The organism is Legionella dresdenensis (assembly GCF_042649825.1).
GTDB lineage: Bacteria > Pseudomonadota > Gammaproteobacteria > Legionellales > Legionellaceae > Legionella_C > Legionella_C dresdenensis.
In genome coordinates this window covers 95022-121470 of record NZ_JBHSAB010000014.1, presented here as the reverse complement: position 1 = coordinate 121470, position 26449 = coordinate 95022, and the positions used below count along the sequence as shown (strand labels likewise).

Below are 26449 nucleotides of genomic sequence, written 5' to 3'. Positions count from 1 at the left end.
TGAGTGTTGGGCTTTGCAGCCCAACCTATGCTGTTTAAACGATGCAATCCGGAAAAACGGCTTAACTCCGCTTTTTCTTTGGCTTTTCCGCCTGCTGATCACTCTGTAAAATCCGCTCAAGCTCGCCACTAACCTGTCTTGAGAAACTAATCATTTCAGGTTCATGGTCAAAAAATTCAAACGATTGCTTCAAGGTCATTTCGTCAAACTGGGCAAATGTTTTGGCCTTACGGCGCATACTCTCTTCACTGTGTCCCAGATGAATCATAATATCCCGCGCCATTGTCAATGCCGAATCAAATGTTTCCCGTTTGAAATAATCCGCGCCGGCTTTATGCAGTTCATACGCATGGCGGCGGTTGCGGGCACGGGCAAACAGCTTGAGCTGCGGAAAATACATTTTTGATGTTTTCACGATATCGAGCGTTGTATCCGCGTCATCAATCGCGATAAGCAATAAATGGGCTTTATCAGCACCGGCATTTTTTAACAAATCCAGCCTTGAAGCATCTCCAAAATAACCTTTAAAGCCAAATTTACGCAGCAACTCTATTTGTTCAGGATCTTTTTCCAGGATAGTCAGCTTTATTCCTTGCGCAGTCAGAAACCGTCCTATGACCTGGCCAAAGCGGCCATAGCCAGCCAGGATGACGCTATATTGGGCACTAATGGTATCAAATTCCTGTTTTGGCAATATGCTCATATATTGCGGCACGATAATGCGGTAATAGATAAGCATTAAAAACGGAGTAGTAGCCATCGACAAGGCAACTGCCAGCGTGAAAAAATTGGTTACGGCAGCCGATATGACATGTATTGAATTGGCAAACTGAAAAAGCACAAATGCAAATTCGCCCACCTGTGACAGAGCAAAGGCAAAACCGATAGTCTGGATAGCCGTCAGGCCGAAAATCCGGCCCAGAATAATCAATATCAGCGCTTTAATGGTAATAATTGCTGCGACTGTTTCCAGGATGCTCCAAGGCTTCGCCATGAGCAGCGTGAAATTAATACTCATCCCGACCGAGATGAAAAACAGGCCCAGCAGCAAACCTTTAAAGGGTTCGATATCCGTTTCAAGCGTCCGTTTATATTCCGAGTTGGCCAGAACAACACCCGCAACGAACGCACCTAACGCTGGCGATACGCCAACAGATTGCATGAGTAAGGTAGTACCGACAATTAACGCCAGTGAGGTTGCAGTAAATACTTCGCGTAAATTGGTTTTGGCAACCATCAAAAATAAATGCCGGGAAAGAAAGTGACCGGCGATAATCACGCTGCCAATCAGCACAATGATTAGCAAGGCCCGCAACCATTCCGGTTGCGTTACCGCATTGGCAGCCAATTTTTCCGCTTCAGCCGGATTGGCAAGCAGCGGCAGAATAACCAGAATGAAGATTACCGCAATATCCTGAAACAATAGTACGGAAAAAGAAGTTTCCCCTTCGGCTGTTTTGAGCAGGTTTTTCTCCTGTAGCATCTGTAATACCAGTGCGGTGGATGACAGGGACAGCGCCATACTGACCGCAAGACTGACATGCCAGTGATAACCCAGATACATCCCCAGAAAAGTCAGCGCGGCAGTGGTTAGAATGACCTGGGCACCGCCTAGCCCAATAATCGCTTTACGCAGGCGCCACAACATGGCTGGCTCAAGCTCAAGGCCAATCAAAAACAACATCATGATGACCCCAAACTCGGCAAAATGCATGATTTGCGATGCATTGCCAATCAGCTTGAAGCCAAATGGTCCAATTAAAACCCCAATGATCAAATAACCCAATACTGAGCCCAGCTTGAATCGGCTTGCCAGCGGAATAATAAGCGAGGCCGAGGCAAGAAAAATAAAGACATGGCTAAGCGGATTACTATTCATAGTTATTTGGGGTTAAGAGATGACAGACTATTGTGCTGAGAGAACACTATAATTGTCAATTAGTTAACCGGCCTGGTGCGGGCTATTTTGATTTGTGCATTTACAAAATCCACACAGTGGCGTAAAGTGGATGGTTTTGTAGAAATGGACTTGGGTAAAGGGATTGTTGGGCTTTACAGCCCAACCTACACGTATTACAAAAAAATGTCCTGTACAAGGCTAATCTATACAGGCATAGAAAACATTAAGTTTATCTTAAGATAAAACAGATATAATGCTTTTTTTCAAAGTATTTTTTAACAGCGTTGAGTGGAGCGAAGGAAGATCAATGACAAGCAGCAGCAACAAGCAAGCACTGACTATTTTCAGCCTGACGATGATAACAGTGGGATCTGTTGATAGCATTCGCAATTTACCTGCAACCGCATTGTTTGGCAGCCAGTTGATTTCCTTCTTTTGTTTAGGCGCATTGTTCTTTTTAATTCCTACTGCGCTGGTTTCCGCTGAACTTGCCTCGGGATGGCCCAAACAGGGTGGAATCTATGTCTGGGTTAAAGAAGCATTTGGCAAGAAAATGGGATTTCTTGCCATTTGGTTGCAGTGGATTGAAAATGTCATCTGGTATCCAACGCTACTATCCTTTGTTGCTGGCACGATTGGTTATTTAATTAACCCGGCCATGGCTGATAATCCGATATTCCTCTGGCTGGTTATTGTCAGTTCATTCTGGAGCGCTACTTTTTTGAATATGCGGGGAATGAAGTCCTCTGCCATGTTCAGTAATATCTGTGCATTATCCGGCCTGCTGCTGCCGATGTCGCTGATTATCGGGCTGGGAGCGGCCTGGGTCGCGGGCGGCAACCCGATTCAAATCAGTTTTGATACCGCAAGTATTATGCCGCACTGGCAGGATAAATCACTGTGGGTATCGCTGACTGCGATTATGATGTCTTTTTGCGGTATTGAAATTGCTACGGTTCATGCCAATGATGTACCCAATCCGCAACGGGCTTTCCCGCGTGCATTGATTAACTCGGTTGTTATTATTCTGGTAACGCTTATTCTGGGATCACTGGCGATAGCCGTTGTTCTGCCGCAGCATGACATTAACCTGGTTGCTGGAATTATGCAGGCATTTGATGCCTTCTTTGCCCGCTATCATTTATCCTGGATGATGCCCATTGTTGCCATCATGCTGGTAATGGGCGGCCTGGGGAGCGTCAGTAACTGGATTATCGCCCCGACCAAAGGATTATTGGTTGCCGCCGAGGAAGGAAATCTGCCGCCCTTGTTCCAGATTACCAATCAGCATGGCGCACCGGTAGTAATGTTGTTAACTCAGGCGGTAATCGTGACTGTCCTGTCAACCTTATTTTTGTTCATGCCAAGCGTTAACGGCTCTTACTGGCTGCTTACTGCCTTGGCTGCCCAGCTTTATATGCTGATGTATTTAATTATGTTTCTTGCGGCTATCAAGTTGCGAATCAGTGCGCCCGAACATAGCCGCGCATTTAAAATACCAGGCGGACTTGCCGGTATGCTTTTCGTCGGCGGCATAGGCATTATCGGAACCCTGATTACCCTGACGGTCAGTTTCATGCCTCCGGACGGCATTAATGTCGGCAATGTTGCCCGTTATGAACTGACGTTGATTATTGGCCTGCTGTTGATGTGCTCCCCACCCTTTATTTTTTCCTGGCTGAGTGAGCGGAGACTCACCATAAAAAAGTTTGAAATTGATCTGATTTAATCAGATGAAGTACACTACTGCTTGAATTTTTCGCGAAACCAGAGAACGTTTGTGACAGTAGATGATATTAAAAAAAAGCTGCAGGAAATTGGTAATGATCCTCGTGCCGTGCTCGGTTTTGTCGAAACAGAGCCTGTAGCGGCTAATTATATATGTGTTGAAAATTTTCAACTGCCTGCAGATTTGAAGTGTATTTTTTTTGGCTTGTGGAATTCAGGATTGACTTTATCCAACACAAAACGCTTTTATAAGTATGTGCTGAGCCTGTTAACTGATCAAGCCAGGGAAAAGTTATACCAAAATTTACCTAAGGAACCAGAGGGTTTTTTTAACAAGAATCAGGATGTGCTGACTATGCTTTGGTTACAGGACAAACATAAAAATATCGAGAACTCTTTTTTTTGCACGATGTTGCTGCCTATGTTGGAACTTGTAAGGCAAACAGCGGAACCGGAGCCCGCTCTCAAAGCGACCGCCAGATAGTTTACCAATGAGAATTAATGCCCTGATCAATACACTGCTTGCCCGATTACCTGAACTGGAATGGCAACTTGCCAAGCTCGGTACTGCTTTTGAACCGGAAACTCTGCCAAGAGGGCTTTTCAGGCAGCCGATTGATGCGCCTGTTTTTGCTTATATTGATGAAATTAAGGCTGAAATTGCGGTATTGGCTGATCATGGCAATCGCCAGGCCGCTTCTTTTCTCGCAGCTCGGATTAATCAGAAAATTAATGTCCTGGTGACAATTTGTGCCCGCTATAATCAGCATAATCCTGCGCAGCATAGCCCTCCGGGTTTTATTCTTGAGCAACTGGCAACCCGAAAGCAGCAATTTGAATTACTTGAACAGGCGATTAAAACCTTGAGTTCACAACGCGATGCGATGCTGCGCAGGTTACAAGAACCTGGCAGTGAAAAAAGCACGGAATTGCATTTGAATCTGCAACGGGAATTAGGCGATATTGAAAAACGGCTGACTTTGGCGAAAGAGGCATATGATAAGGCAAAGTGAAGGGTAAAACCCAACAACTTTCATGGCCTAACCCCTCAACAATCCCTCAAACTGTTCCGCACTTACTGCTTCGCCAAAATAAAACCCCTGGCCATCATCACAACCCTGTGCCCGTAGAAACTCAAGCTGTCTGTCATTTTCAATGCCGGTAGCGGCAACCTTAAGTTTCAGGCTATGCCCCATAGCAATAATTGCTTCAACCAGTGACGCATTTTTAAGGTTATCAGGACAACCAACCAGAAACGGCTGTGCAATTTTCAATTTACTGACTGGAAATTCTTTTAAATAATGCAGGCTTGAATATCCGGTACCAAAATCGTCAATGGATAAATTGATGCCTAGTTCGTGAAGTTGTTTTAATGTCTGCAGGTTTTGCTTTTTATCAGTCATAATCGTGCTTTCCGTCAGTTCAAGCTCAATGGCATTAGCATTTAACCTGTTTTCAGAAAGGCAATTTTGTACAAACTCAATAAAATGCTCCTGCTGAAATTGAATCCCGGATACATTAATCGCCGTTTTAATGGCTGGCAGCCCCGTGTTTTGCCAGATTTTATTTTGTTTACAGACTTCATTAAACACCCATTCTCCGATCGAATTAATCAAACCAGACTCTTCAGCAGTTGGAATAAAATTCAATGGCAGAATAAGCCCCTTTGTCGGATGCTGCCAGCGCAATAACGCCTCTGCACCGATAATATTTCCTGTTTCAAGACTGATAATGGGTTGATATTTGATAAAAAATTCCTGATTGGTAAACGCGTTACGGATTTCAATTTGCGTCTCAAGGCTTTTTTCCATCTTTTTACTGATGTTGCCGTCATAAAACTTATAATTATTCCGCCCCATTTTTTTTGCCTGATACATGGCCATATCGGCATTTTTTAATAAGGTAGCCGGATCATGGCCATCATCTGGATAAAAGCAGATGCCTATGCTGGTACTGACAACGATATCCCGATTAACGACCTGCATAGGCTGCCTTATAGTATCCAGAACATGCTGGGCCAAATGCTCCTGATTCAGGCTGCTTTCAACCAGAAACAGCATGGCAAATTCATCACCGCCAAAGCGGGCAAGGTTCTCTCGGCTGTATACGCAATCTTGCAGGCGCGAGGCGGTTTTCTGAAGAAGAATATCGCCGGCTTCATGACCCAGACTGTCATTAATTAATTTAAAGTTGTCTATGTCCAGGAAAAACAAGACCAGTTTTTTCCGGGTTCTCTGAGCAGTAATAATATGATTATTAATTTGCTCATAGAGCATCATCCGGTTAGGTAAACCGGTTAATTCATCATGTGTTGCCTGATAGGACAATTGCTGTTCCATTCCCTTACGCAGGGTAATATCCCGAAAGCTCCAGACTCTGCCAGCAATACGATCACCAATTTTATGCGCTTTGGAATACCACTCAAAAAATTGATTATTGTTTTTCAGACTGATTTCGCCCAGACCGGTTTTAGCGAGATTTTGTTGTAACTCAGTCATTTTAGCCAGAAAGTTAGGCGCATCTGTGACCTGTTTCCTGATTTCTTCTTTAAACTGCTCCAATTTGGGCGGCACACTCGTTCCAGGTGGTAAATTCCACATTTTGATAAATTGCTGATTGTAATATTCCAGCCGATTTTCCAAATCAACAACCAAAATCCCGTCTGCGGTTGACTCGAGTGTCGACTTGGTAAGCGCCAATGATTTTTCCAATGCCCCGGTTCGTTCAGTCACGCGCTGTTCCAGCAATTGGTTTAACAGATCCAGGTTGATGTTTTTATAACTTAAAGAGAGTGATGTGGTTAAAAACTGATTGGAATAATAACAACTGGCCAAAGCCACCAGAATATAAACAATGGCGCAGAAGCCCAGTAAGGTATATATATCCCCCTGAATGAACATCCAGATGGTTAGAGGAATAAACGAACCTAAAAGATAAAGGGCATAGACAGTCAGAACAGGTGAAAAGAAGGGAATCGCGCCTGCAGTCATGCCGATTTCAATAATAATCACAAAAGCCTGATGGATTATGCTTTGCGCAGGCATTAACATACTGGTCGCATAACCCCATTCCAGACCAGATAAAAAAGTCATTGCTGCTGTTGCAATAAGCCAGCCGCGGTCAGTCAACAGTGATTTTTTGCTACGGTGTAAATACCAGCACATTAGCCAGGCAAGAATGCTGCCGATGACGATCAGGAGCCAGATTACCAGTTTTTGATTATCTGAGACGTTCCATAGTCCGTATACCAGACAGCTCGCAACAATCAATTGGGCGCTCACACCGACTGGAATCTGGTCATATAATAACCGAACCTTATCGGAGAAGATTTTCTGAGTCAGACTGTTATCATCGTTGTCCGCTGGCAAATCAGGCTGAGAGCGATGGTTATGTATATCCATATTCATATTGCGAATGCTTATTTTTAATCCCCATCTAAAGTATAGTGCATATATAAGCTTTCCAAACATAACATAGCATTCCTAACTTTATTAAGTATATGATTGGAAATATAAATGACTGACAAGGTAGTTATGTTTAAAAAAATACTGATAGCCAACCGCGGTGAAATTTCACTGCGTATCGTGCGGGCCTGCAAGGAAATGGGTATTGCCGCAGTCACTATCCATAGCGAGGCAGATCGCTACGCTTTACATGTCAAACGTGCTTCCCACTCGCATTGCCTGAGCAAAAAACCGCTTGAAGCGTACCTGAACGTCCATAGAATCATCGAATGCGCCAGGGCTGCCCGCTGTGAAGCCATACATCCTGGTTATGGTTTTCTTTCGGAAAATCCTGACTTTGCCGCAGCATGTGAGCAGGCTGGTATCGTTTTTATTGGCCCTTCAGCTGCTGTAATTGCGACCATGGGCTCCAAGATTGCGGCCAGAACGGCAATGCAAAAAGCCGGTATCCCGGTTATTCCAGGCAGTGCTAGCAGTATCGCAAGCATTGATGCAGCAATAAGCTGTGCAGAAAAAATTGGCTACCCTGTGATGCTGAAGGCAACTTTTGGCGGCGGCGGGCGCGGTATCCGGATTTGCCATAACAGCGCACAAGTCCGCCAACAATTCGCCCGGGTCAGGTCAGAGGCAGAAAAATCATTTGGCAACAGTGAATTATTTATTGAAAAAATGATAGTTAACCCGCGCCATATCGAAGTGCAGATCATGGCTGACAACTATGGCAATATTCTTCATTTGTTCGAGCGTGACTGCTCGATACAAAGACGCCATCAGAAGCTGGTGGAAATTGCCCCGGCAGTTCATCTCGATCAATCGGTGCGTGAGAGGCTGTATCAGTACGCTATAAAGGCAGCACAGACAGTGGGTTATACCAATGCAGGAACAGTCGAGTTTATTGTTGATGAATATAACCAGCCTTATTTCCTGGAAATGAATACCCGGCTCCAGGTAGAGCATCCGGTAACCGAGGAAATTACCGGCATTGATATTGTACAGCAGCAGATCCGTATTGCTGCCGGTGAAAAATTGACATTAAAACAGAAAGATATCACTCAGCGTGGGGTTGCGGTTGAGTTTCGCATTAATGCCGAAGATCCGCAGAATGATTTTTTACCAAGTTTTGGCCGCATCACCCGCTATTACGCACCCGGAGGCCCCGGAGTCAGAACAGACAGCGCAATTTATACTGGCTATACCATTCCGCCTGACTATGATTCGCTCTGCGCCAAAGTAACGGTATGGAATCTCGATTGGCCATCAGTATTACCTCGAGCCCGACGAGTGCTGGAGGAAATGCGGGTGTTCGGCATAAAAACCACCATTCCTTACTATCTTGAGATGCTGAAATCGGAGGCTTTTCAGGCCGGTGAATTTAACACGTCATTGATTGAAAAACACCCGGAGTGGCTGCGTTACTCCAATAAATCACTGCCGCAACATAAAGCAGCTGTAATCGCCGCCGCATTAGCACTGACAAAAGAATGGACTGAAACTATTTAAACAACGTTGGGCTGTAAACCCAATTTTTTGTATTGCGTGTAGATTGGGTCGTTTTGACCCAACATTACTAATCTTCAATCACTTTCTCAGGCCTGGGCGCTTGATTAAAAAGCTTGTTGGGTCAAACGACCCAACAAAAATTGTCCGGTACAAAGAAAGCAGACCTGTATTAAACCAATCTCTTAATCTTTTCTTAAGAATTCTCCCCTAAAATATTAGTAACTCCAAAATTTTCTATAGTTGCTTTATGACAATCCACAAGCTTTACAATGAAATCCAAAAAAAAGAAATTACAGTACTAAAAACGTTTGTCGAATTTTACCGGGAAAGTGTAAAAATAATCAGTGAATTAAAAGCTAAAAACAAGCTCGATCAAGCGCAACAATGGGAGCGTTATATAGACCCCTATCAAAAAATTTATTCATTAATTGGCGATGAGATAGAAGAAGCTGTTTTCAACATCCCCGGTGTAACATTTGCTCCTGATGACTCTGAAGATAAGTTAGCCGGAAAACTGCTTAGGTATGTTGCCTCCGATGTTTATCTGCAGGTACGTAAAGCGGCGGCCATTGCCTCAAATCAATATGAAGAGGCTAATAAACTCTCTGTGCAAATATCTGAAACACTGCATTGGTCTGAAGTGAAATTTAACCGTTTTCAGGCTATACATATTGTCTATGTACAAATGTTTATGCAATTTGATCTCCAGGGAAAAGAGTTGAAAAAACTCAATAATAATGGTGAGCTTATTGATGCAATTGAATCTGTCAGCAAGATCCTTACAGCCGCGGCGAATTATGCAAATGCTGTAAAGGCTTTAGATCGTACCCATATCCGGATGATTGAGACTATGAATTCGCTGAGGGACGAACATGAGGCTGAGAGAGCAAAACTCGAACGAGAAAAGCCAACGCCTGAAAACCTGGCTAAAACGAGTGAATTACTAAATAAAATAAACAGTATCGATGACACAATGGCCAGGAAAATGCCTGAGACGACAACGGCATTTATTGCCTTAAGCGATGCGCAACGGAACGCAAGAGAGCTGCTTCAAACGCAATTTAGGCAGGCTCCGGTAAACATAACGCCAAAGTTTATTCCTGCCGATCATGCAGAAGGCTCCCAAAGCCCCAGTTCGCCCAAAGAAGGTATCATGAAGCGAGTCAGAAGCCTGAGTAATCTTCGTGGTAAAATAGTACAGTCTGGTTCCAAGGATGAATTAAAACCGAAATCAGAAGGAACAGAAGGCAAGATTATTGCCAGCTCCAGTAAGGAATCTGTCACTTTGTCTCCACGACAACGAACTGCTGCGTCAGCAAAAAAAACCGGCAAAGAAGCAGAGAGCCCAAGACCTAAATTTTTTGACAGCACAACAAGCCCTACGCTTGAGGAACGAAAAAAACGCCTTACAGAAACAGGCCATTTTCATCCCGGGATGGGTAAAAAATAAATTGTATGGTGGAAAGTGCAGCGTCGGGAATTAAAAGTCATATCCGTTCGGCCTGAGGAAAATGCGGAGCATTTGTCTCGAAGGCTTGGTACTGTACCACAGGCTTCGAGACAGCGCTAAAGCGCTTCCTCAGCCCGAACGATGTTGTGAAATGTAGAAATTTAATTCCTTAATTTGAGGGCTATGGGAATTAAAAGCCCAACATTCCTTTGATTGAAGAAATCTATTGCAAATTCTTGCCTGATTAACGGATACTGTGTTAATAAATATAACAAATATTCGTTAAAGGTAAATGGATTTCATGATCAGGCTGTTTAAACGATTTATCTGGCTAGCCATAGCTGTCACAGGCGCTGCCTTACTCGGCGGCATCGCCGTCAATCGCGGTGAAACAATTAATGCCATGTGGTTTATTGTAGCGGCGCTCTGCGTTTATACCTTGGCCTATCGTTTTTACGCCGCCTGGATTGCGGCCAAAGTCTTGGTCATTGACAGCAACAGGGCAACGCCGGCCGTGCGCTTTGATAATGGCCGTGATTTTGTGCCGACCAATAAATGGGTTGTTTTTGGCCATCATTTTGCTGCGATAGCAGGGCCTGGCCCATTAGTTGGACCAACACTGGCAGCGCAATTTGGCTACCTGCCCGGAACCTTATGGATCCTGTTTGGCGCAGTCTTGGGCGGCTGCGTCCAGGATATGGTGACGCTTTTTCTCTCAACTCGCCACGATGGCAAAAGCCTGGGGCAGATTGCCCGGGAGCAGTTAGGACGTCTCGGCGGCGCCGCTGCGATGATTGCCACCTTTGCCATTATGATCATCCTCATTGCCGTACTGGGATTGGTCGTGGTTAATGCGATGAAACATAGTCCTTGGGGAGCCTCGACGGTTGCGGCAACTATTCCAATTGCCATGATTATCGGCATTTATATGCGTCATATCCGGCCCGGAAGAGTACTGGAAGCGTCGACAATCGGCGTAGTCCTGCTGGTTCTTTCGGTTATCGGCGGTAGCTGGATTAGCAACAATCCGGCGCTTAAAGGATTTTTTAACCATGACGGACTGACTTTGGCATATTCCGTCATTGCCTATGGTCTGGCAGCAGCGATTTTACCAGTCTGGCTATTACTCGCCCCACGGGATTATTTATCCACCTTTGTTAAACTGGGAACAATTGCTCTACTCGCAATCGCCATCCTTATTTTAAATCCTCCGCTTAAAATGCCGGCGTTAACGCCGTTTATTAATGGCGCAGGCCCAATATTTGGCGGTAAATTATTTCCTTTCGTTTTTATTACTATCGCCTGCGGTGCGATATCAGGTTTCCATGCACTAATCGCATCTGGCACTACCCCCAAGCTGCTCACCAATGAGCGTGATATCCGCATGATTGGTTATGGCAGTATGCTGCTGGAGTCTTTTGTCGCATTGATGGCAATGATTGCGGCAACCGTACTGGAGCCAGGTGTATTTTTTGCCATAAATACCCCTGCAGGCGTTCTCCCTCCTGAAACGGCAATGGTTCTTGCAAAGCTGTTTCCAGTCTCAGCCGAACATATGCAGGCTCTTGCCCGGCAAATGGGTGAAGCAAGTCTCTATGCCCGCACTGGCGGAGCGCCTTCATTGGCAGTTGGGATGGCAAGCATTCTTGGCAGTGCATTTGGTGAACATTTACTGGCTTTGTGGTATCACTTTGCCATCATGTTCGAGGCGATTTTTATTTTGACAACGCTTGATGCCGGAACCCGGGTAGGCCGTTTCATGCTGCAGGATATTTTGGGTAATATCTGGCCGAAAATGGGCCAGACCTCATGGATGCCATCCGTCGTTCTTACCAGCAGTCTGGTTGTCGCCGGCTGGGGCTACTTCCTTTACATCGGTGTGATTGATCCGCATGGCGGCGTTAATATTCTGTGGCCTATGTTTGGTATTGCCAATCAAATGCTGGCAGCCATTGCATTGAGCGTTGCAACCGGTGTGCTGGTAAAAACAAACAAGCTTAAATATGCCTGGGTAACCGGATTACCCTTATTATGGCTGTTGATTATTACAACGACAGCCGCTTGGGAGAAGGTAACCAGTGATGATATCCGTATCGGTTTTTTAGCGGCAGCCAATGATTTATCCGGCAAGCTTGCAGTAGGTATGTTGAGCCCGGAAAAATCAAGCATAGCCTCCCAGTTAATTTTTAATCTCAAGCTTGATGCCTGTCTGACAATCGCTTTTATCGCATTGTTATGGATGATCGTATTCGATATGCTTCGTATCTCTGCACTTCATATCTGGCGCTCATACAATCTCCCGACAGTCTCCTCCTGCAGGGCAGGATGAAGCGATGTTCACAATGCTATGGCGGTTTATCCGACAAGTATCCGGTGATGATGCCTATGAGCGCTACCTGGATCATCATAAGCGCGCACATCCCGATATCAGGCCGCTCGATAGAAAACTGTTTTTCAAGCGCGAGCAGGAAAAGAAATGGAGTGGTATTAACCGCTGTTGCTGAGATAATGTGTCATCCCCGCTTCGTGGAATGACATCCGTAACTTAACAGCAATGAATTGTAGCCTGGGTGAAACGAAGTGAAACCCGGGTTTCGGCCCTGCGGACCATTACCCAGGTTACATTGGCTTAAAAGTAGAAGCTACAAAGGATAATTATCAATCAACCTGACATCACCAATAGTCACCGCAATAAACCGCCGGCCCTGATGTTCCTCCAGGTATTCAACTGCAATTCCCGCTTGTTCCAGTTCAGTCTGGATGGCAGCACAGGGTTTTGCTTGCTGGAATATACCAGCAAACTGCTCAGCGATTAATCGCTGCTCAGGCGTTAATCGATTATTACGAGAGCTATACGCTAGCCCGCTTGATTCACGAATGGTCGGGCAGGGAATCACCTGAATATCCATGAAAAAGGCAGAAACCATATCCCGAATCAATAAAAACTGTTGATAATCTTTTTCTCCAAAATAAGCTTTATCAGGTTTGGTCAGATTCAGCAGTTTCATGACAACAGTCAGTACGCCGTTAAAATGGCCGGGCCGATGTTTGCCCTCCATTTGCTGGCACAGTTCTGTTTCCTGCAGTTGATATCGATAGCTATCAGGATACATAGCCTGCTCATCCGGCAGCAGGCAATAATTGACTCCAAGATTTCGCAATAAAGTCAGATCCGCTTCCAGCGTCCTGGGATAATTTTGATAATCATCACTGCGATTAAACTGAGTAGGATTAACAAACAGGCTGGCAATCGTTATATCATTTTCCTGTCGGCAGCGTTGGTAAAGAAATGCATGCCCCGCATGCAAATTCCCCATGGTGGGTACAAAACCAATGGTTGATTGAGAAGGAATTGATTTTCTGACCTGTTGCCATTCCTGCATATTATGAAAAATCTGCATAGTCGTCTCCCTTAAAATGCATGTTCTTCTTCAGGAAAATGAGCGGCCCGAACCTGTTCGACATACGCATTAACGGCAGCAGCCATATGCTCTTTCAGCTGTGCGTATTGTTTAACAAAGCGCGGCCTGAACTCATTTTGGATGCCAAGCATATCGTGCCAGACCAATACTTGACCGTCAGTATGAACACCTGCTCCGATGCCTATAGTCGGTATCGTCAGGCTGACGGTAATCATTTCCGCAACAGACTGTGGAACGCACTCAATCACTACCGCGCAGCAACCGGCCTGTTCAAGCTGGTGAGCCTGTTGCAATAACTGCTCGGCCTGCTCCTTATCCTTACCTTGTATTTTAAAACCGCCTAATTGATGCACCGATTGCGGTGTCAGGCCTATATGCCCGATTACCGGTACGCCCGACGCTACCAGATGCTGAATCGTCTGGCACGTATCAGGATCGCCGCCTTCAATTTTTACTGCATGGGCGCCTGCTTGCAGCAGCCGTTTTACGTTATTAACCGTTTCAGCCTGTGATGCGCGATGGCCAAGAAAGGGCAGGTCAGCTATCAGAAATTGCTGGGTTAATCCGCGGGCAACAGCCTGAGTGTGCATCGCCATCATTTCCATCGAGGCCATAATGGTATTATCGTAACCATGTACCGCCATTGCTACCGAATCGCCAACCAGAACGCAATCAATGCCGGTTTCAGAAATGATGCGTGCAGATGGATAATCATAGCAGGTTAATACGCAGATTTTTTCCTGCAGCTGCTTTTTGCGTTTGAAATCAGTTGCTTTCATGCCGCCTCTCCTGTAGTGAAAGACGGAAAAACAGGTACCTGTCTCATCGATCAAGTCCTCCAGATGTGAATGTTAGATTGTAAGTCGCCGCTGCCAGAAGCAGTCGGCGCACTTCTGATCTTATAAAGGACGGGCATTAAATTGCAAGATCGGTTATTATTTTTGTTTATCCTGAATTAGTGAAAATCATTATGTTACCTATTGAGCAATTGACCAGCCCGGGTGAGCATGGTTTTGTGTTTCAAGGCGTAGTTGGCCAGCTTGAAGCAATACTGACCGTTCCGGACGCTATTACCAGCCAGACCATTGCATTGTTAGGGCACCCGCACTCGCTACAAGGCGGAACGATGAATAATAAAGTGGTCACCACAATGGCCAGAGCGTTCCGGGATGCCGGTATTCCCTCTGTTCGTTTTAATTTCCGCGGCGTGGGAAACTCAGAAGGTCAATACGATGAAGGGATAGGCGAGAGTAAGGACATGCTGCAATTAATGACGCTCTGGAAAGAGCGTCAGCCTGATAGTGAATTTGTGTTTGCCGGTTTCTCATTTGGCTCTTATGTCGCCTGGCGCTCTGCGGCTCAGGCTGGTACCAGGCTGTTGCTAACGATAGCGCCGCCAGTACATCATTATGACTATCAGGAATTTGAGCCGGTACCGTCCTGGTTCATTATCCAGGGTGATGACGATGATGTGGTGCCCTTGTCGTTAGTGCAGGCATTTAGCGAGAAATTTTCACCGCCGTTGCCGATTACCCGCTTTGCCGGTACTGGTCATTTTTTTCATGGCAAATTACTGGAATTAAAAGAAGCGATAGCGGCAATAATCAGGCAGGCAGGTTTTTCTCAATGACATTGTTTGATCAATATGATGCCGCCGTAGCAAACGCCGAAATTGAAAATGATCCGGTCCAGCGTGAGCAGCTTTCCTCATTACAACGACTGGCGGTGCAATTAACCGCACCGAAAAAACGCTGGCTGCCCTGGCTGCGTCAGGAGGAAATCAAAGGGGTTTATCTGTATGGTCAGGTCGGTGTCGGCAAGACTTTTCTGATGGATTTGTTTTTTGATTATGTGGCCATTGAGCAGAAAAAACGCTTTCACTTCCATCACTTCATGCAGCAAATAGATGCCCGGCTCCGGCGCTTACAAGGCCAGAAAAACCCGCTGCAACGTATTGCGGAAGAGCTGGCTGCCTCAACCCGCTTGCTCTGTTTTGATGAGTTTTTGGTGGAAGATGTCGCCTATGCCATGATCCTGGCAGAACTGCTGCAAGCCATATTTGACAAAGGCGTTGTTCTGGTTGCGACCTCCAATACGCTCCCGGATAATCTCTATCTGAAAGGCGTGCAGCGCGCGCGGTTTCTGCCTGCTATTGCTGCTATTAAAGCACATTGCGAAGTATTAAATTTGGGCGAAAAGCGTGATTACCGTCTGGGACGGGAAATTTTACTGGAAACGTATCTCACTCCGCTCGATGAAGAAGCGGCGTTGACTATGGACAGGCAGTTTGTATTAGTGACCAAAGGGGAGGCAGTACAGCATGATGGTTTAATCACTGTCCAGAATCGTGAGATTGTTTATAATCAATGCAGCGGGCGTTCGATCTGGTTTGAGTTTACTATCATTTGCAACAAGCCTCGCAGCCAGCTGGATTATCTCGAAATTGCCGATCGTTTTGATACGGTCTTTGTGAGTAATATCCCTGCGTTGGGAAAAAATGACACAATGGCCGCGATTTTATTAATTCATTTTATCGACGTAATGTATGATCGCGGCATTCGTTTAGTGATTTCTGCAGCTGTACCTGTGGAGGAGCTTTATACGGATGGTGAAATGCTGCAGACTTTTCAACGAACTTATAGCCGTTTGAAAGAAATGCAGTCTGTAGATTATCAACGCCGCCATCCGAGAAGGATTTCACAGAGCTTGTAGAAAATTTAAATACCCTCTCCCCAACCCTCTCCCGGTACGGGAGAGGGGGCTTTAGTGGCGGTGGGGGTAAATTCCCTCTCCTCAACCCTCTCCCGGTACGGGAGAGGGGGCTTTAGTGGCGGTGGGGGTTTAAATTCCCTCTCCCCAACCCTCTCCCGATACGGGAGAGGGAACTTCAGTGGCGGTGGGGGGGTAAATTCCCTCTCCTCAACCCTCTCCCGGTACGGGAGAGAGGGCTTTAATGACGGTGGGGGGTAAACTCCCTCTCCCCAACCCTCTCCCGATACGGGAGAGGGAGCTTTAGTGACGGTGGGGTTTTAAATCCCTCTCCCGTATCGGGAGAGGGGTAGGGGAGAGGGAAAAACAGGTTAGAAAGCCAGATCCAAAATAACCTGCAGAAACCACTTCCAAATGAGAATGATTCTTGATATCATTTATAATATTTCCGTTTTGCTTTTGTGATTCAACCATGCGCATTAATGAATTAGTGAAAGGCGACCGTGTCCGTCTGATAGACTTCGGGGCTACCGATATACTTTATCGGAAGCGTCTGTTGTCGTTAGGTATTACCCGCGGTGTAGAGTTTTCAGTAATTCGCCTTGCCCCTCTTGGTTGCCCGCTGCAAATCGAAGTGCGGGGCACAGCACTGACTCTGCGTAAGGAAGAAGCTGAAAATCTTGAGCTGGAGCGAGTATGACCCATATATTACTTGCAGGCAATCCTAACTGCGGCAAAACAACCTTGTTCAATGCCTTGACTGGCGATAACCAACGGGTAGGAAACTGGCCCGGGGTTACGGTTGAAAAGAAAACCGGCAGATTCAGCATTGGCCATCAGCATATCCTGGTAACTGATTTACCGGGTGTTTATTCCCTGACCGCAATTGGCCAGGGCTCAAGCCAGGATGAGCGGATTGCTGCCAGCGCAGTCAAGGATTTGCCGGCTGATATGATTATTAATGTTATTGATGCCTGCCATCTTGAGCGCCATTTATACCTGACCAGCCAATTGCTGGAGTTAGGCAAGCCGGTTGTTATTGCATTGAATATGATCGATATCGCCGAACAGCGCGGAATTTCTATAGATGTCAATCGATTATCGCGACAGTTGAATTGCCCGGTTATTCCTATCCAGGCCCATAAAAAAACCGGTATTTCAGCCTTGCTGAAAAGCATCGCCAGCCATCAGGATGTTGCTGAGCCAATGCCTCTTGCCGTTTCTGAGCAAATTAGCCGGATTCAATCGCTATTACAGACCTATCTGGTTAATAATCAATCCGCCTTGCCGGCAGTTGCCGATTATACCAGCTGGCGGGCGATTGAAGGCGATACGGCGCTGCTGGATGATGGCGCTGCAGAATACCTCTCAGCGCTGGACTGTCCGGCTGATGCTGATATCAGTATTGCGGATGCCCGTTATGGTTATATACACCAGCTGGTCAGTGCAGTACAAAAGAAAAACAGTGATGCCAGCGAGCATTTTACCGCTCGTGTTGATCGTATTGTGTTGCACCGTTATTGGGCATTGCCGATCTTTTTGGGCGTGATGTATTTAATGTTTTTATTTGCCATTAACATAGGCGGCGCATTCCAGGATTTTTTTGATATCGCCACCGATGCCGTCTTTGTACAAGGCAGCGCCTGGTTATTGTCTCAAATCCATACCCCACAGTGGATTATTGCCATCGTTGCAAATGGTATAGGGGTTGGAATTAATACCACGCTGACCTTTATTCCGGTCATTGCCGCCATGTTTTTCTTCTTATCGCTGCTTGAAGCATCGGGATATATGGCGCGGGCGGCGTTTGTTGTGGATAAGATTATGCGGGTGCTCGGCTTACCCGGTAAGTCTTTTGTACCTATGATCGTTGGGTTTGGCTGCAATGTACCTGCGATTATGGCAGCGCGTACGCTGGATTCCGAGCGTGATCGCCTGTTAACAGTATTGATGGCGCCGTTTATGTCATGCAGTGCGCGTCTGGCCATTTATGCGGTTTTTGTTGCGGCATTTTTCCCGGTCGGCGGCCAGAATATTGTTTTTTCGCTTTATTTAATTGGCATAGCCATGGCAGTACTAACCGGTTTTCTGTTACGAAAAACCTCAATGCGCGGTCAGACTTCGCCGTTAATCCTGGAGTTGCCAGCCTACCACCGACCCTCTTTAAAACGCCTGTGCCGGGAAACTGGCTTAAGGCTACGTCACTTTATTATTCGCGCCGGGCGATTAATTATTCCAATTTGTGTTTTGTTAGGCGGTCTTAACGCACTGACTATTGATGGCGGTTTCAGCGCTGATAAGGCGAATACGCATTCAGTTCTATCTCTTGCAGGACAGTGGCTGACTCCGATTTTTTCTCCGATGGGGTTACATCAGGATAATTGGCCGGCAACCGTTGGTTTGTTAACCGGGATGCTCGCCAAGGAAGTTGTCGTTGGCACGTTGAATTCCCTGTATGCCCAGTTAGGGCATTTAAGTCACGCGCAAGCGGTTGCCTTTGATTTCTGGGGTTCGCTTAAAGAGGCTTGCTGGTCGGTGCCGCACAATTTTGCCGAGTTAGGGCAGGCTTTAATTAATCCCATTCAGGCCAGTGCGCCTGACAGTGAGGTGTCGAAATCAGTCTATGGCATGATGGCTGCGCGCTTTGATGGTAAAATCGGCGCTTATGCCTATATGCTGTTTATCTTATTGTATATTCCCTGTGTATCAACTATGGCAGTGATTCGACAGGAAGCGAGCCGCCGGTTAATGTGGTTTTCAGTGGCCTGGTCGCTGCTGCTTGCCTATGCCTGTGCGGTAATTTTCTACCAAATCGGCACCTTCAGCCAGCACCCGGAACAATCATTACTATGGTGCGGGCTAATGATTACAGGGGTTGTGTTATTTATCGCATGGCTCCGTAATCGCAGCGCACCTGATGGAGGGCCTTATGCTATATCGCATCCGTGATTATCTGGTACGTGAAAAAGTGGCCAGTAACCAGCAATTGGCCCGGGAATTAGCCATTGATATCCAAACCCTGCAGCCCATGCTTGATCTCTGGATGCGAAAAGGGGTGATTGCCAAATGCGATGAAAAAAATAGTTGCCGCAGCAGCTGTTTTAAATGTGCGGCTTTGCCGCCGGTTTTTTATCGCATAATTTCTCCTGCGTAGGCTATATATCCAACCCCAGCTACTCATTTTACAATTTTTTCCTTATAATACCTTGAAATAACAATCAATTTGCATGGAATAGCTTTGTCTGCATTGTATAAAACAAGGATCGCTTTATTGCTCGCAGGGTTGCTTTCCCATAGCTGTGCCCAGAGTTGGGTATTAAATAACCCCTATCCCGCAGAAGATGCCGATAAAAAAATTTATTATTCTTCCTTCACCGAACAACCTAAAACCCTGGATCCGGCGCGTTCTTACTCATCGAATGAATACCAGTTTATTGCCCAGATTTATGAACCGGTTTTGCAATATGATTATTATATCAGGCCTTATAAACTCGTTCCTTCAACCGCCGCCGCAATGCCGGAAATCCGCTATCTGAATAAACTCCATCAGCCTGTCGCTGCCTCAGACGATCCCAATGTCGCTTATAGCGTATATACCATTCACATTAAACCAGGACTTTATTATCAACCGCACCCGGCGCTGGCAAAAGATGAACAGGGGCAATACCGCTATCTGGATTTGAATGAGGATTATCTGGAAGAAAACGATATTTCCCAGTTAGCTGATTTTAAATATACCGGAACCCGTGAGGTTGTGGCGGATGACTATATTTATGAAATCAAACGTCTGGCAAGCCCGGCAGTTAATTCATCAATCTATGGCCTGATGAGTGAGCATATTACCGGTTTTCGCGAGTTTGCCGCCAGCCTGCCTGAAGCCAGAGAAGGCGAATACCTCGATCTTAAGCGCTATTCTCTGGCTGGCGTGTTTAAAATTGATGATTATACCTTTGAAATTACCCTCAAGGGCGTCTATCCCCAGTTTATGTTTTGGCTGGCCATGCCATTTTTTTCACCAATCCCTTGGGAGGCTGACAAGTTTTATTCTCAGCCCGGCATGGAAGATAAAAATTTAACTTTTGACTGGTATCCTATTGGCACAGGGCCTTTCATGCTGACCGAAAATAATCCTAACCGGCGCATGGTATTACATAAAAATCCCAATTTCCGTCAGGAATTTTTTCCCGGACATGGCTCCAGTGATGATATCAGTAAGGGATACCAGCATCAGGTTGGCGAACGTTTGCCTTTGATTGAGCAGGCAGTTTATACCCTTGAAAAAGAATCAATCCCGCGCTGGAACAAGTTTTTACAGGGTTATTATGATTTGTCGGGTATTTCTGCTGAAAGCTTTGATCAGGCTATACGTATTAATCAGGCTGGCAAGCCGGTACTGACCCCTGAAATGCGGGCAATGAATATCCGCCTGACCCAGACAACCGATCCAACCGTGTATTATCTGGGATTTAATATGCTTGATCCAGTGGTCGGCGGCCGCAGTGAACGAGCCAGAAAATTACGTCAGGCGATTTCCATTGCTGTTAATTACGATGAAAACATCACTATTTTTTTTAATGGCCGCGGTTTACCTGCTCAGGGACCAGTGCCTCCCGGCATTTTCGGTTATAAGGAAGGGAAAGCGGGTATAAACCCCTATGTCTATCGTTGGGCGGACGGCAAGCGCAAGCGGCGCTCAATTAATGACGCCCGTCAGTTAATGAAAGCAGCAGGCTATCCGGGCGGACATGACCCTAAAACCGGACGGGCGTTAATTTTACATTATGATGTTCCGGTGACAGGCGGCCCTGATGATAAAACCCAGTTAGACTGGATGCGTAAACAATTTGCAAAAATCGGAATTGATTTAAATATTCGCGGCACTCAATACAATCGCTTTCAGGAAAAAATGCGCAATGGCAATGCTCAGATTTTCAGTTGGGGCTGGAATGCTGATTACCCTGATCCGGAGAATTTTCTGTTTACCTTGTATGGCCTGAACGGCAAAGTCAAACACGGTGGGGAAAACGCAGCCAATTATGACAATCCTGCTTATAACAAATTATTCGATCTGATGAAAAACAGGCCTAATGATCCGCAGCGGCAGCAGCTGATTGACCAAATGGTAGAGATTGCGCGCCATGATGCGCCCTGGGTATGGGGTATTAATACCCAGAGCTTTATCTTAAGTCAACAATGGATCTCAGCCGTTAAGCCCAACACGATCAGTTTAAATACTCTGAAATATATCTCTGTTGATGTGGAAGAACGTAATCGCTTGCGGGCATTATGGAATAAGCCGGTGCTATGGCCGATTGGCGTGTTTGTGTTGCTGCTTCTGGTTTTGCTATTGCCGTTATTTTTTGCCTGGCGCTCACGCCAGAATCAGCCGGCGTTAAGGAGTAAGTCATGATCTACTACCTGTTAAAGCGGATTATTTATGCTATCCCGATTTTGTTCGGAATTAATATCATTACCTTTGCTCTTTTCTTCATGGTGAATTCACCTGATGATATGGCGCGTATGCAATTAGGGCAAAAACATGTCAAACCTGCAGCGATTATGCAATGGAAAAGCCAGCATGGATACGATCTGCCGTTATTTTATAATCCGGCAAAGAGAGGTTCCGAGCAATGGACGCAAACCCTGTTTTATCAAAAATCGTTAAAATTGTTTGCGTTTGATTTTGGCGTTTCTGATGGCGGCCGCGATATTGGATTTGATATTTCGCATCGCATGTGGCCAAGCCTTGCTATCGCCGTTCCGGTACTGATATTCAGTATCTTCGCCAATATTATTTTTGCGATGGTTATGGCGTTTTTTCGAACCAGCTATATTGATTTGACCGGTGTGTTTTTTTGTATCGTTCTGATGTCTATCTCAAGCCTGTTCTATATTATCGGCGGTCAGTATATTTTTGGCAAAATCCTGAAACTGGTTCCAATTTCCGGTTATGATGATGGTCTGGACAGTCTGAAATTCGTTTTTCTGCCAGTATTGGTCGCGATCCTTGGCGGCCTGGGCGCGGGTTCACGCTGGTACCGGACATTGTTTCTGGAGGAAATTAACAAGGATTATGTTAAAACCGCCCGTGCTAAAGGCTTAAGCGAATGGCGGGTGTTATTTTCTCACGTATTGAAAAATACCATGTTGCCAATCCTGACCGGTGTGGTGGTTATTATTCCTTCTTTGTTTATGGGTAGTCTGGTGCTGGAGTCATTTTTTGGCGTGCCCGGATTGGGTAGCTATATTATTGACGCAATCCAGCAGCAGGATTTTGCGATTGTCAGGGCAATGGTTTATCTGGGTTCAGTTTTATATATTGTCGGATTGATTTTGACGGATATTTCCTATACCTGGGTTGACCCGCGAGTGAGGTTTAGCTGATATGGAATTGTTGTGGACTGATAAATGCTTTCTTGTCATGCTGCTGGCTGGCTTGATTGTGCTGCTCGCCGGTTTGCGCAAAGAGCCTTTTCGGGTAGCGCTGCAACAGTTATTACATAAACCGCTTGCACTGAATTCCGGCATAATCCTGATGTTTTTTCTGGTAATCGGGGTAGTCGATTCAATTCATTTCAGGACTAATGACAGCACGCTGGAATCGCTGCTGGACAGGATGGTTGCACCGATTGGCGATTTTTATGAAAAAACCTATTCGGCTCCATTAGCGCTTACCTTATACAGTACAGAAACCGTAGTCATTAATGATAAGGTGCAGCAGGTTTATCCCCGTCTTAAATATCCGCCGGCACATTATAATACTGGGGAAAGAAACCGGCAGATTGCTAAAATAGCTGGTTATGCCCTGGCATGGGCATTGGCTGGCACATTACTGCTTTGCCTCGCAATCATGGCGTTTAAGCATTTTTATTTGCGGCAGAGGCTAAGGTTAAGCGGTGTTACGGTAAGCGGGCTGGTTACATTTGGCATTTGTCTGTTTGTGCTGGCGGCCAGTTACTGGTTATCACGGGATTTTCACTTGTTAGGAACGGGTAAAATCGGACAGGATATTTTTTTCTACACCATAAAAAGCATCCGAACCGGTTTGGTTATTGGAACATTGACTACACTTTTTATGTTGCCGCTGGCTTTGCTGTTCGGGATTGCGGCGGGTTATTTCGGTGGGGTGATTGATGATATTATCCAGTATATTTATACCACGTTAAGTTCAATCCCTGGCGTTTTGTTGATTACCGCGTCAGTGCTATCGATGCAAACATATATCGCAAGCCATCCGGATCAGTTTACCTCACTTGATCAAAATGCCGATGCCCGCTTATTTGCCTTGTGCTTGATACTTGGCGTTACCAGTTGGACCAGCCTGTGTCGTTTACTGCGTGCCGAGGCCTTAAAATTGCGTGAAATGGATTATGTGCTTGCTGCCAAAGCGTTGGGCAGTAGTTCATTACGAATTATCCGCAAGCACTTGCTGCCAAATGTGATGCCGATTGTATTAATCACCCTGGTGCTTGATTTCAGCTTTTTGGTGCTGGCAGAGGCTGTTTTATCCTATGTCGGCGTTGGCGTCTCGCCAATGACGATTAGCTGGGGTAATATGATTAATGGCGCCCGGCTTGAACTGGCGCAGGAGCCTATCGTATGGTGGCCGATGACTGCCGCCTTTATTTTTATGTTTATCCTGGTTTTGGCCAGCAATCTGTTTTCCGATGCCGTGCGGGATGTGTTTGATCCCTATCATGCGGAGTATTAATTTTTCGTTTTTTTAACAAGTAAGGCAGTGTTCATTGCCTTTATTTAAGCTAATATAAGTGTATAAACAGTGAAAGGGTAGTGATTATGGCTGATAGTGCGTCGGATTCTGAGAGTGAATTACAAAGAATTGCGGAAGAGGCACGGCAGAAAATATTGATTGATGATTTGTCTGATCCGTTAGCTCTGGTTCAGAAAGTCTATCAGCTCTGGTGGCATTGGGCTGATTTTTCACTTTACATTCTTACGCCGGACATTGAGCCCATCATACCGCCTGTGGTGATTGAGCCTGAAATTATTCCGGGCACAAGCGACTATGAACCGGTCTATACGATTTACGATCACGGTAATAAATTATCAACTTCCAAAGCAGAGGAAATGTTTATTGCCGGAATGTCGATGTGCAAGTTGTATTACACCATTGAAAAAATGATTTACATCCTGGTGGAGCGATTAAAATCAGGCGGCATTGCAACCGAAACTGAAGTACAGGTCGCATTTGGCGGCCATGAGCTTGCCCAACGCAAGGCATTCGAGAGTATTATTAACCTGAGTTATAACGTTGTAGTGACCAATTTTGACCCTGGCCGTTGGGGCGAAGCTTATTTACAGAATGTCAAACGAATTGCTGAGAAATACGGTTATCCGCCAGAGGCGCCGCGCGAGATTTTTCGCCAGTCACGCGGTTCATCTGTAAAAATGTCGCGCTCACGATAATGCAGCTTGGGCTGTAAAAGCCCAACACGTTATTTCGCTTGCAAAGTGCTCTCTAAAACTGCATCAGGCTCAGCAAGATTAATCTCAAAACACCCTTGAGTCACAAAACAAACTTTATTAAATACCCGCCAATCAATCTTGCATTGCTGGCCGCTAAGCTCAATTGCAAAGTAACTATTAAAGCCGTCTTTAGTGCGTTGACATAACAACGAACCAGCATGCAAAACCAGACACACCTGCCGGTCGGTTTTTTCCACCAGATTAACATGGGCATAATGAAGGTGGCCGGTACAGACGATATTTACCGGGCTGGTTTTCAGAAAGCGCAGGAATTGCTCATCGTTGGTTAACGGTTTATGCAGGCCATCCAAATAATCAAAATTATGATGGAAAAATAATAAATTAACGTTGTTTTCATGTTCAGCAAATGAGCGCTTGATTAAATCCATGGTGCTGCGGGTTAATCTGCCGTTTTTTATTTGCCAGGGATTAACACTGTTAACACCCAAAATATTAACCGCATCGCTAAAAAACTCACTGAGGGTTTTATTGCCTAAATAATACTCATAATTGTCAAATGGGTTTAGTAGCCGGGCAAAGGGATTATGTAATGGAATGTCATGGTTGCCGGGTACGGTTAAAATCGGGCAGGAGATCTGGTTCAGAAAACGTTGTAATTGTTGGTATTGGGCTGATGTGGCGCGATGCGTTAAATCACCCGATATGATAATGATATCAGGGGCAAAGGCCGCTATCTCTGCCAGAAAAGGCATGATAATTTCCTCTTTATGCATACCAAAATGTAAATCGGAAATATGAAAAAATTTCATGGTTTATTCGTCAGCAGGATTAAAGCGTCAGGGTGTATTGTGTAGTGTAATGGCGTTTCAGTGTCAAATGTGTCTCCGTCCAGGGAAATGGCAATTTTAGAATGGTTAGTAATTGAAACGCTTACTGGCATAGTAGTTTCGAGGATTTCAAAATTTTTTTTACGATTAAATAAACTGCGGATAATTTTCATCAACCGTAGCCTTCCATGCTTGAAAAAATAAAGTCCTAGCCGTTTGGCATTAAAATTTTCCCGGGCTATAGTGAGCGGGAACTGATAGGAATATAAATTATTGCTAATCATAAAAAACGAGGTTCGCAGCTTAAAGTCGAGCTCAGCGCTTTTAACGGATAATGAGTAGGTTTCATGGTTGCGGAATGTTTCAAAAAAGCTGGGAATATAGCTTAACCACTTATTATAGAATCGTGAATAGTAATCCCGTTTCCTGGCCAGTTTTGGATAAAATCCCAGCGATGAATTATTAACAAAAATTTTGCCGTTTACTTCAGCCAAATCAATGGTAGTCGTTGTTTTGTGCTTAATCGCGGCAATCAATTCGGTTAAAGTTGTCGGCAGCATGAGTTCTTTTGCAAAATGATTGAGAGTGCCAAGGGGAAGTATGCCCAGTATAATATGATTATGAGCGCACCAGTGGGCAGCGCTACGCACAGTACCATCTCCGCCGCCGGCCAGAATCATGTCGTACTCGTCAACACAGCGTTTCAGGGTGTTTTCCAGATCGGCGCTATCCACCTTATAAAGATGATAATCAACCCCTCGCTCAGTAAAGCCCGTGAGATACGCTTCAGCGTTCCCGGCATTTTTTGCATGGTTGTTAATCACAATGGCAATTGATTTACTCAATCTTTGTTTTAAAAAATTAAGGGGTTGTTTGATAGTTTTAGCATGGAACGCTTGTTAGCGCCAGATTTGAAAAGAAAAACCTCGATTACACTTGTGCCTGCCTTGCCCCCTCTCCCGTATCGGGAGAGGGTTGGGGAGAGGGATAAAATAACTCAT

Annotated in this window: 22 protein-coding genes; 16 read left to right on the top strand and 6 right to left on the bottom strand. The window is 45.5% G+C overall.

The features are described from left to right. Positions 1–61 precede the first annotated feature (61 nt). A complete protein-coding gene (locus tag ACFORL_RS07370) occupies positions 62–1879 on the bottom strand; it encodes a monovalent cation:proton antiporter-2 (CPA2) family protein (RefSeq protein WP_382342609.1) in 1818 nt (605 codons plus the stop codon). Between the two features lie 328 nt (positions 1880–2207). On the opposite strand from ACFORL_RS07370, the gene ACFORL_RS07365 reads away from it, so the two are divergent. From ACFORL_RS07365 to ACFORL_RS07355, 3 genes are read left to right on the top strand one after another with little or no spacing between them, the layout of a single operon-like run. After that, positions 2208–3629 carry an APC family permease gene (locus tag ACFORL_RS07365; RefSeq protein ID WP_382342607.1) on the top strand — a complete coding sequence of 474 codons (1422 nt, stop codon included), beginning with the start codon at positions 2208–2210 and terminating at the stop codon, positions 3627–3629. A 51-nt stretch (positions 3630–3680) separates the two neighbouring features. Further along, positions 3681–4112, top strand: coding sequence for a hypothetical protein (locus ACFORL_RS07360; protein WP_382342605.1), 432 nt, complete (start codon positions 3681–3683; stop codon positions 4110–4112). Between the two features lie 7 nt (positions 4113–4119). After that, a complete protein-coding gene (locus tag ACFORL_RS07355; RefSeq protein ID WP_382342604.1) occupies positions 4120–4641 on the top strand; it encodes a hypothetical protein in 522 nt (173 codons plus the stop codon). Between the two features lie 27 nt (positions 4642–4668). On the opposite strand, the gene ACFORL_RS07350 is transcribed toward ACFORL_RS07355, so the two are convergent. Continuing rightward, complete coding sequence (locus ACFORL_RS07350; RefSeq protein WP_382342602.1) at positions 4669–7035, bottom strand: sensor domain-containing protein; 2367 nt, start codon at positions 7033–7035, stop codon at positions 4669–4671. 126 nt (positions 7036–7161) lie between these two features. On the opposite strand from ACFORL_RS07350, the gene ACFORL_RS07345 reads away from it, so the two are divergent. The 4 genes from ACFORL_RS07345 (at position 7162) to ACFORL_RS07330 (ending at position 12546) form a co-directional block, all read left to right on the top strand. Continuing rightward, complete coding sequence (locus tag ACFORL_RS07345; RefSeq protein WP_382342691.1) at positions 7162–8592, top strand: acetyl-CoA carboxylase biotin carboxylase subunit; 1431 nt, start codon at positions 7162–7164, stop codon at positions 8590–8592. 247 nt (positions 8593–8839) lie between these two features. Next, the gene (locus ACFORL_RS07340; protein ID WP_382342600.1) at positions 8840–10042 is read left to right on the top strand and encodes a hypothetical protein; all 1203 of its coding nucleotides are present in this window, start codon (positions 8840–8842) and stop codon (positions 10040–10042) included. A 301-nt stretch (positions 10043–10343) separates the two neighbouring features. Then, positions 10344–12371 (top strand): carbon starvation CstA family protein, encoded by a 2028-nt coding sequence (locus tag ACFORL_RS07335; protein ID WP_382342598.1) that lies wholly within the window; start codon positions 10344–10346, stop codon positions 12369–12371. Between the two features lie 4 nt (positions 12372–12375). Continuing rightward, positions 12376–12546, top strand: coding sequence for a YbdD/YjiX family protein (locus tag ACFORL_RS07330; RefSeq protein WP_382342596.1), 171 nt, complete (start codon positions 12376–12378; stop codon positions 12544–12546). A 138-nt stretch (positions 12547–12684) separates the two neighbouring features. On the opposite strand, the gene panC is transcribed toward ACFORL_RS07330, so the two are convergent. Continuing rightward, positions 12685–13443 carry a pantoate--beta-alanine ligase gene (gene panC / locus ACFORL_RS07325; protein ID WP_382342594.1) on the bottom strand — a complete coding sequence of 253 codons (759 nt, stop codon included), beginning with the start codon at positions 13441–13443 and terminating at the stop codon, positions 12685–12687. An 11-nt stretch (positions 13444–13454) separates the two neighbouring features. After that, positions 13455–14243, bottom strand: a complete 789-nt coding sequence (gene panB, locus ACFORL_RS07320; RefSeq protein ID WP_382342592.1) for a 3-methyl-2-oxobutanoate hydroxymethyltransferase — start codon at positions 14241–14243, stop codon at positions 13455–13457. A 191-nt stretch (positions 14244–14434) separates the two neighbouring features. Between panB and ACFORL_RS07315 the strand changes: the two genes are divergently transcribed. The 9 genes from ACFORL_RS07315 to ACFORL_RS07275 all read left to right on the top strand — a co-directional run bounded on the left by ACFORL_RS07315 (position 14435) and on the right by ACFORL_RS07275 (position 24600). Further along, positions 14435–15094: an alpha/beta hydrolase gene (locus ACFORL_RS07315; protein ID WP_382342590.1), complete on the top strand. Its 660-nt coding sequence runs from the start codon at positions 14435–14437 to the stop codon at positions 15092–15094. After that, positions 15091–16176 (top strand): cell division protein ZapE, encoded by a 1086-nt coding sequence (gene zapE, locus ACFORL_RS07310; RefSeq protein WP_382342588.1) that lies wholly within the window; start codon positions 15091–15093, stop codon positions 16174–16176. The genes ACFORL_RS07315 and zapE overlap by 4 nt, the downstream gene beginning before the upstream one ends. Positions 16177–16645: 469 nt before the next feature. Then, positions 16646–16873: a FeoA family protein gene (locus ACFORL_RS07305; RefSeq protein ID WP_382342586.1), complete on the top strand. Its 228-nt coding sequence runs from the start codon at positions 16646–16648 to the stop codon at positions 16871–16873. Beyond that, positions 16870–19122: a Fe(2+) transporter permease subunit FeoB gene (feoB, locus tag ACFORL_RS07300; RefSeq protein WP_382342584.1), complete on the top strand. Its 2253-nt coding sequence runs from the start codon at positions 16870–16872 to the stop codon at positions 19120–19122. The genes ACFORL_RS07305 and feoB overlap by 4 nt, the downstream gene beginning before the upstream one ends. Further along, the gene (locus tag ACFORL_RS07295; protein ID WP_382342582.1) at positions 19103–19327 is read left to right on the top strand and encodes a FeoC-like transcriptional regulator; all 225 of its coding nucleotides are present in this window, start codon (positions 19103–19105) and stop codon (positions 19325–19327) included. Before feoB ends, ACFORL_RS07295 begins: the two co-directional genes overlap by 20 nt. Positions 19328–19420: 93 nt before the next feature. Further along, positions 19421–21583 carry an ABC transporter substrate-binding protein gene (locus ACFORL_RS07290; RefSeq protein ID WP_382342690.1) on the top strand — a complete coding sequence of 721 codons (2163 nt, stop codon included), beginning with the start codon at positions 19421–19423 and terminating at the stop codon, positions 21581–21583. Then, positions 21580–22557: an ABC transporter permease gene (locus tag ACFORL_RS07285; RefSeq protein ID WP_382342580.1), complete on the top strand. Its 978-nt coding sequence runs from the start codon at positions 21580–21582 to the stop codon at positions 22555–22557. The genes ACFORL_RS07290 and ACFORL_RS07285 overlap by 4 nt, the downstream gene beginning before the upstream one ends. A 1-nt stretch (position 22558) precedes the next feature. Continuing rightward, positions 22559–23884, top strand: coding sequence for an ABC transporter permease (locus ACFORL_RS07280; RefSeq protein ID WP_382342578.1), 1326 nt, complete (start codon positions 22559–22561; stop codon positions 23882–23884). Positions 23885–23970: 86 nt separating this feature from the next. After that, a complete protein-coding gene (locus tag ACFORL_RS07275; RefSeq protein WP_382342576.1) occupies positions 23971–24600 on the top strand; it encodes a virulence factor in 630 nt (209 codons plus the stop codon). A gap of 29 nt (positions 24601–24629) precedes the next feature. On the opposite strand, the gene ACFORL_RS07270 is transcribed toward ACFORL_RS07275, so the two are convergent. Both ACFORL_RS07270 and ACFORL_RS07265 read right to left on the bottom strand, forming a co-directional pair. Further along, the gene (locus ACFORL_RS07270) at positions 24630–25430 is read right to left on the bottom strand and encodes a metallophosphoesterase family protein (RefSeq protein ID WP_382342574.1); all 801 of its coding nucleotides are present in this window, start codon (positions 25428–25430) and stop codon (positions 24630–24632) included. After that, a complete protein-coding gene (locus ACFORL_RS07265) occupies positions 25427–26293 on the bottom strand; it encodes a diacylglycerol/lipid kinase family protein (protein WP_382342572.1) in 867 nt (288 codons plus the stop codon). Before ACFORL_RS07265 ends, ACFORL_RS07270 begins: the two co-directional genes overlap by 4 nt. Positions 26294–26449 lie beyond the last annotated feature (156 nt).

Bases quoted from the DNA above. Each gene is read 5' to 3' on its own strand.
- ACFORL_RS07370 (WP_382342609.1), bottom strand. From the start codon at position 1,879: ATGAATAGTAATCCGCTTAGCCATGTCTTTATTTTTCTTGCCTCGGCC.
- ACFORL_RS07365 (WP_382342607.1), top strand. From the start codon at position 2,208: ATGACAAGCAGCAGCAACAAGCAAGCACTGACTATTTTCAGCCTGACG.
- ACFORL_RS07355 (WP_382342604.1), top strand. From the start codon at position 4,120: ATGAGAATTAATGCCCTGATCAATACACTGCTTGCCCGATTACCTGAA.
- ACFORL_RS07350 (WP_382342602.1), bottom strand. From the start codon at position 7,035: ATGAATATGGATATACATAACCATCGCTCTCAGCCTGATTTGCCAGCG.
- ACFORL_RS07345 (WP_382342691.1), top strand. From the start codon at position 7,162: ATGTTTAAAAAAATACTGATAGCCAACCGCGGTGAAATTTCACTGCGT.
- ACFORL_RS07340 (WP_382342600.1), top strand. From the start codon at position 8,840: ATGACAATCCACAAGCTTTACAATGAAATCCAAAAAAAAGAAATTACA.
- ACFORL_RS07335 (WP_382342598.1), top strand. From the start codon at position 10,344: ATGATCAGGCTGTTTAAACGATTTATCTGGCTAGCCATAGCTGTCACA.
- ACFORL_RS07330 (WP_382342596.1), top strand. From the start codon at position 12,376: ATGTTCACAATGCTATGGCGGTTTATCCGACAAGTATCCGGTGATGAT.
- panC (WP_382342594.1), bottom strand. From the start codon at position 13,443: ATGCAGATTTTTCATAATATGCAGGAATGGCAACAGGTCAGAAAATCA.
- panB (WP_382342592.1), bottom strand. From the start codon at position 14,243: ATGAAAGCAACTGATTTCAAACGCAAAAAGCAGCTGCAGGAAAAAATC.
- ACFORL_RS07315 (WP_382342590.1), top strand. From the start codon at position 14,435: ATGTTACCTATTGAGCAATTGACCAGCCCGGGTGAGCATGGTTTTGTG.
- zapE (WP_382342588.1), top strand. From the start codon at position 15,091: ATGACATTGTTTGATCAATATGATGCCGCCGTAGCAAACGCCGAAATT.
- ACFORL_RS07305 (WP_382342586.1), top strand. From the start codon at position 16,646: ATGCGCATTAATGAATTAGTGAAAGGCGACCGTGTCCGTCTGATAGAC.
- feoB (WP_382342584.1), top strand. From the start codon at position 16,870: ATGACCCATATATTACTTGCAGGCAATCCTAACTGCGGCAAAACAACC.
- ACFORL_RS07295 (WP_382342582.1), top strand. From the start codon at position 19,103: ATGCTATATCGCATCCGTGATTATCTGGTACGTGAAAAAGTGGCCAGT.
- ACFORL_RS07285 (WP_382342580.1), top strand. From the start codon at position 21,580: ATGATCTACTACCTGTTAAAGCGGATTATTTATGCTATCCCGATTTTG.
- ACFORL_RS07280 (WP_382342578.1), top strand. From the start codon at position 22,559: ATGGAATTGTTGTGGACTGATAAATGCTTTCTTGTCATGCTGCTGGCT.
- ACFORL_RS07275 (WP_382342576.1), top strand. From the start codon at position 23,971: ATGGCTGATAGTGCGTCGGATTCTGAGAGTGAATTACAAAGAATTGCG.
- ACFORL_RS07270 (WP_382342574.1), bottom strand. From the start codon at position 25,430: ATGAAATTTTTTCATATTTCCGATTTACATTTTGGTATGCATAAAGAG.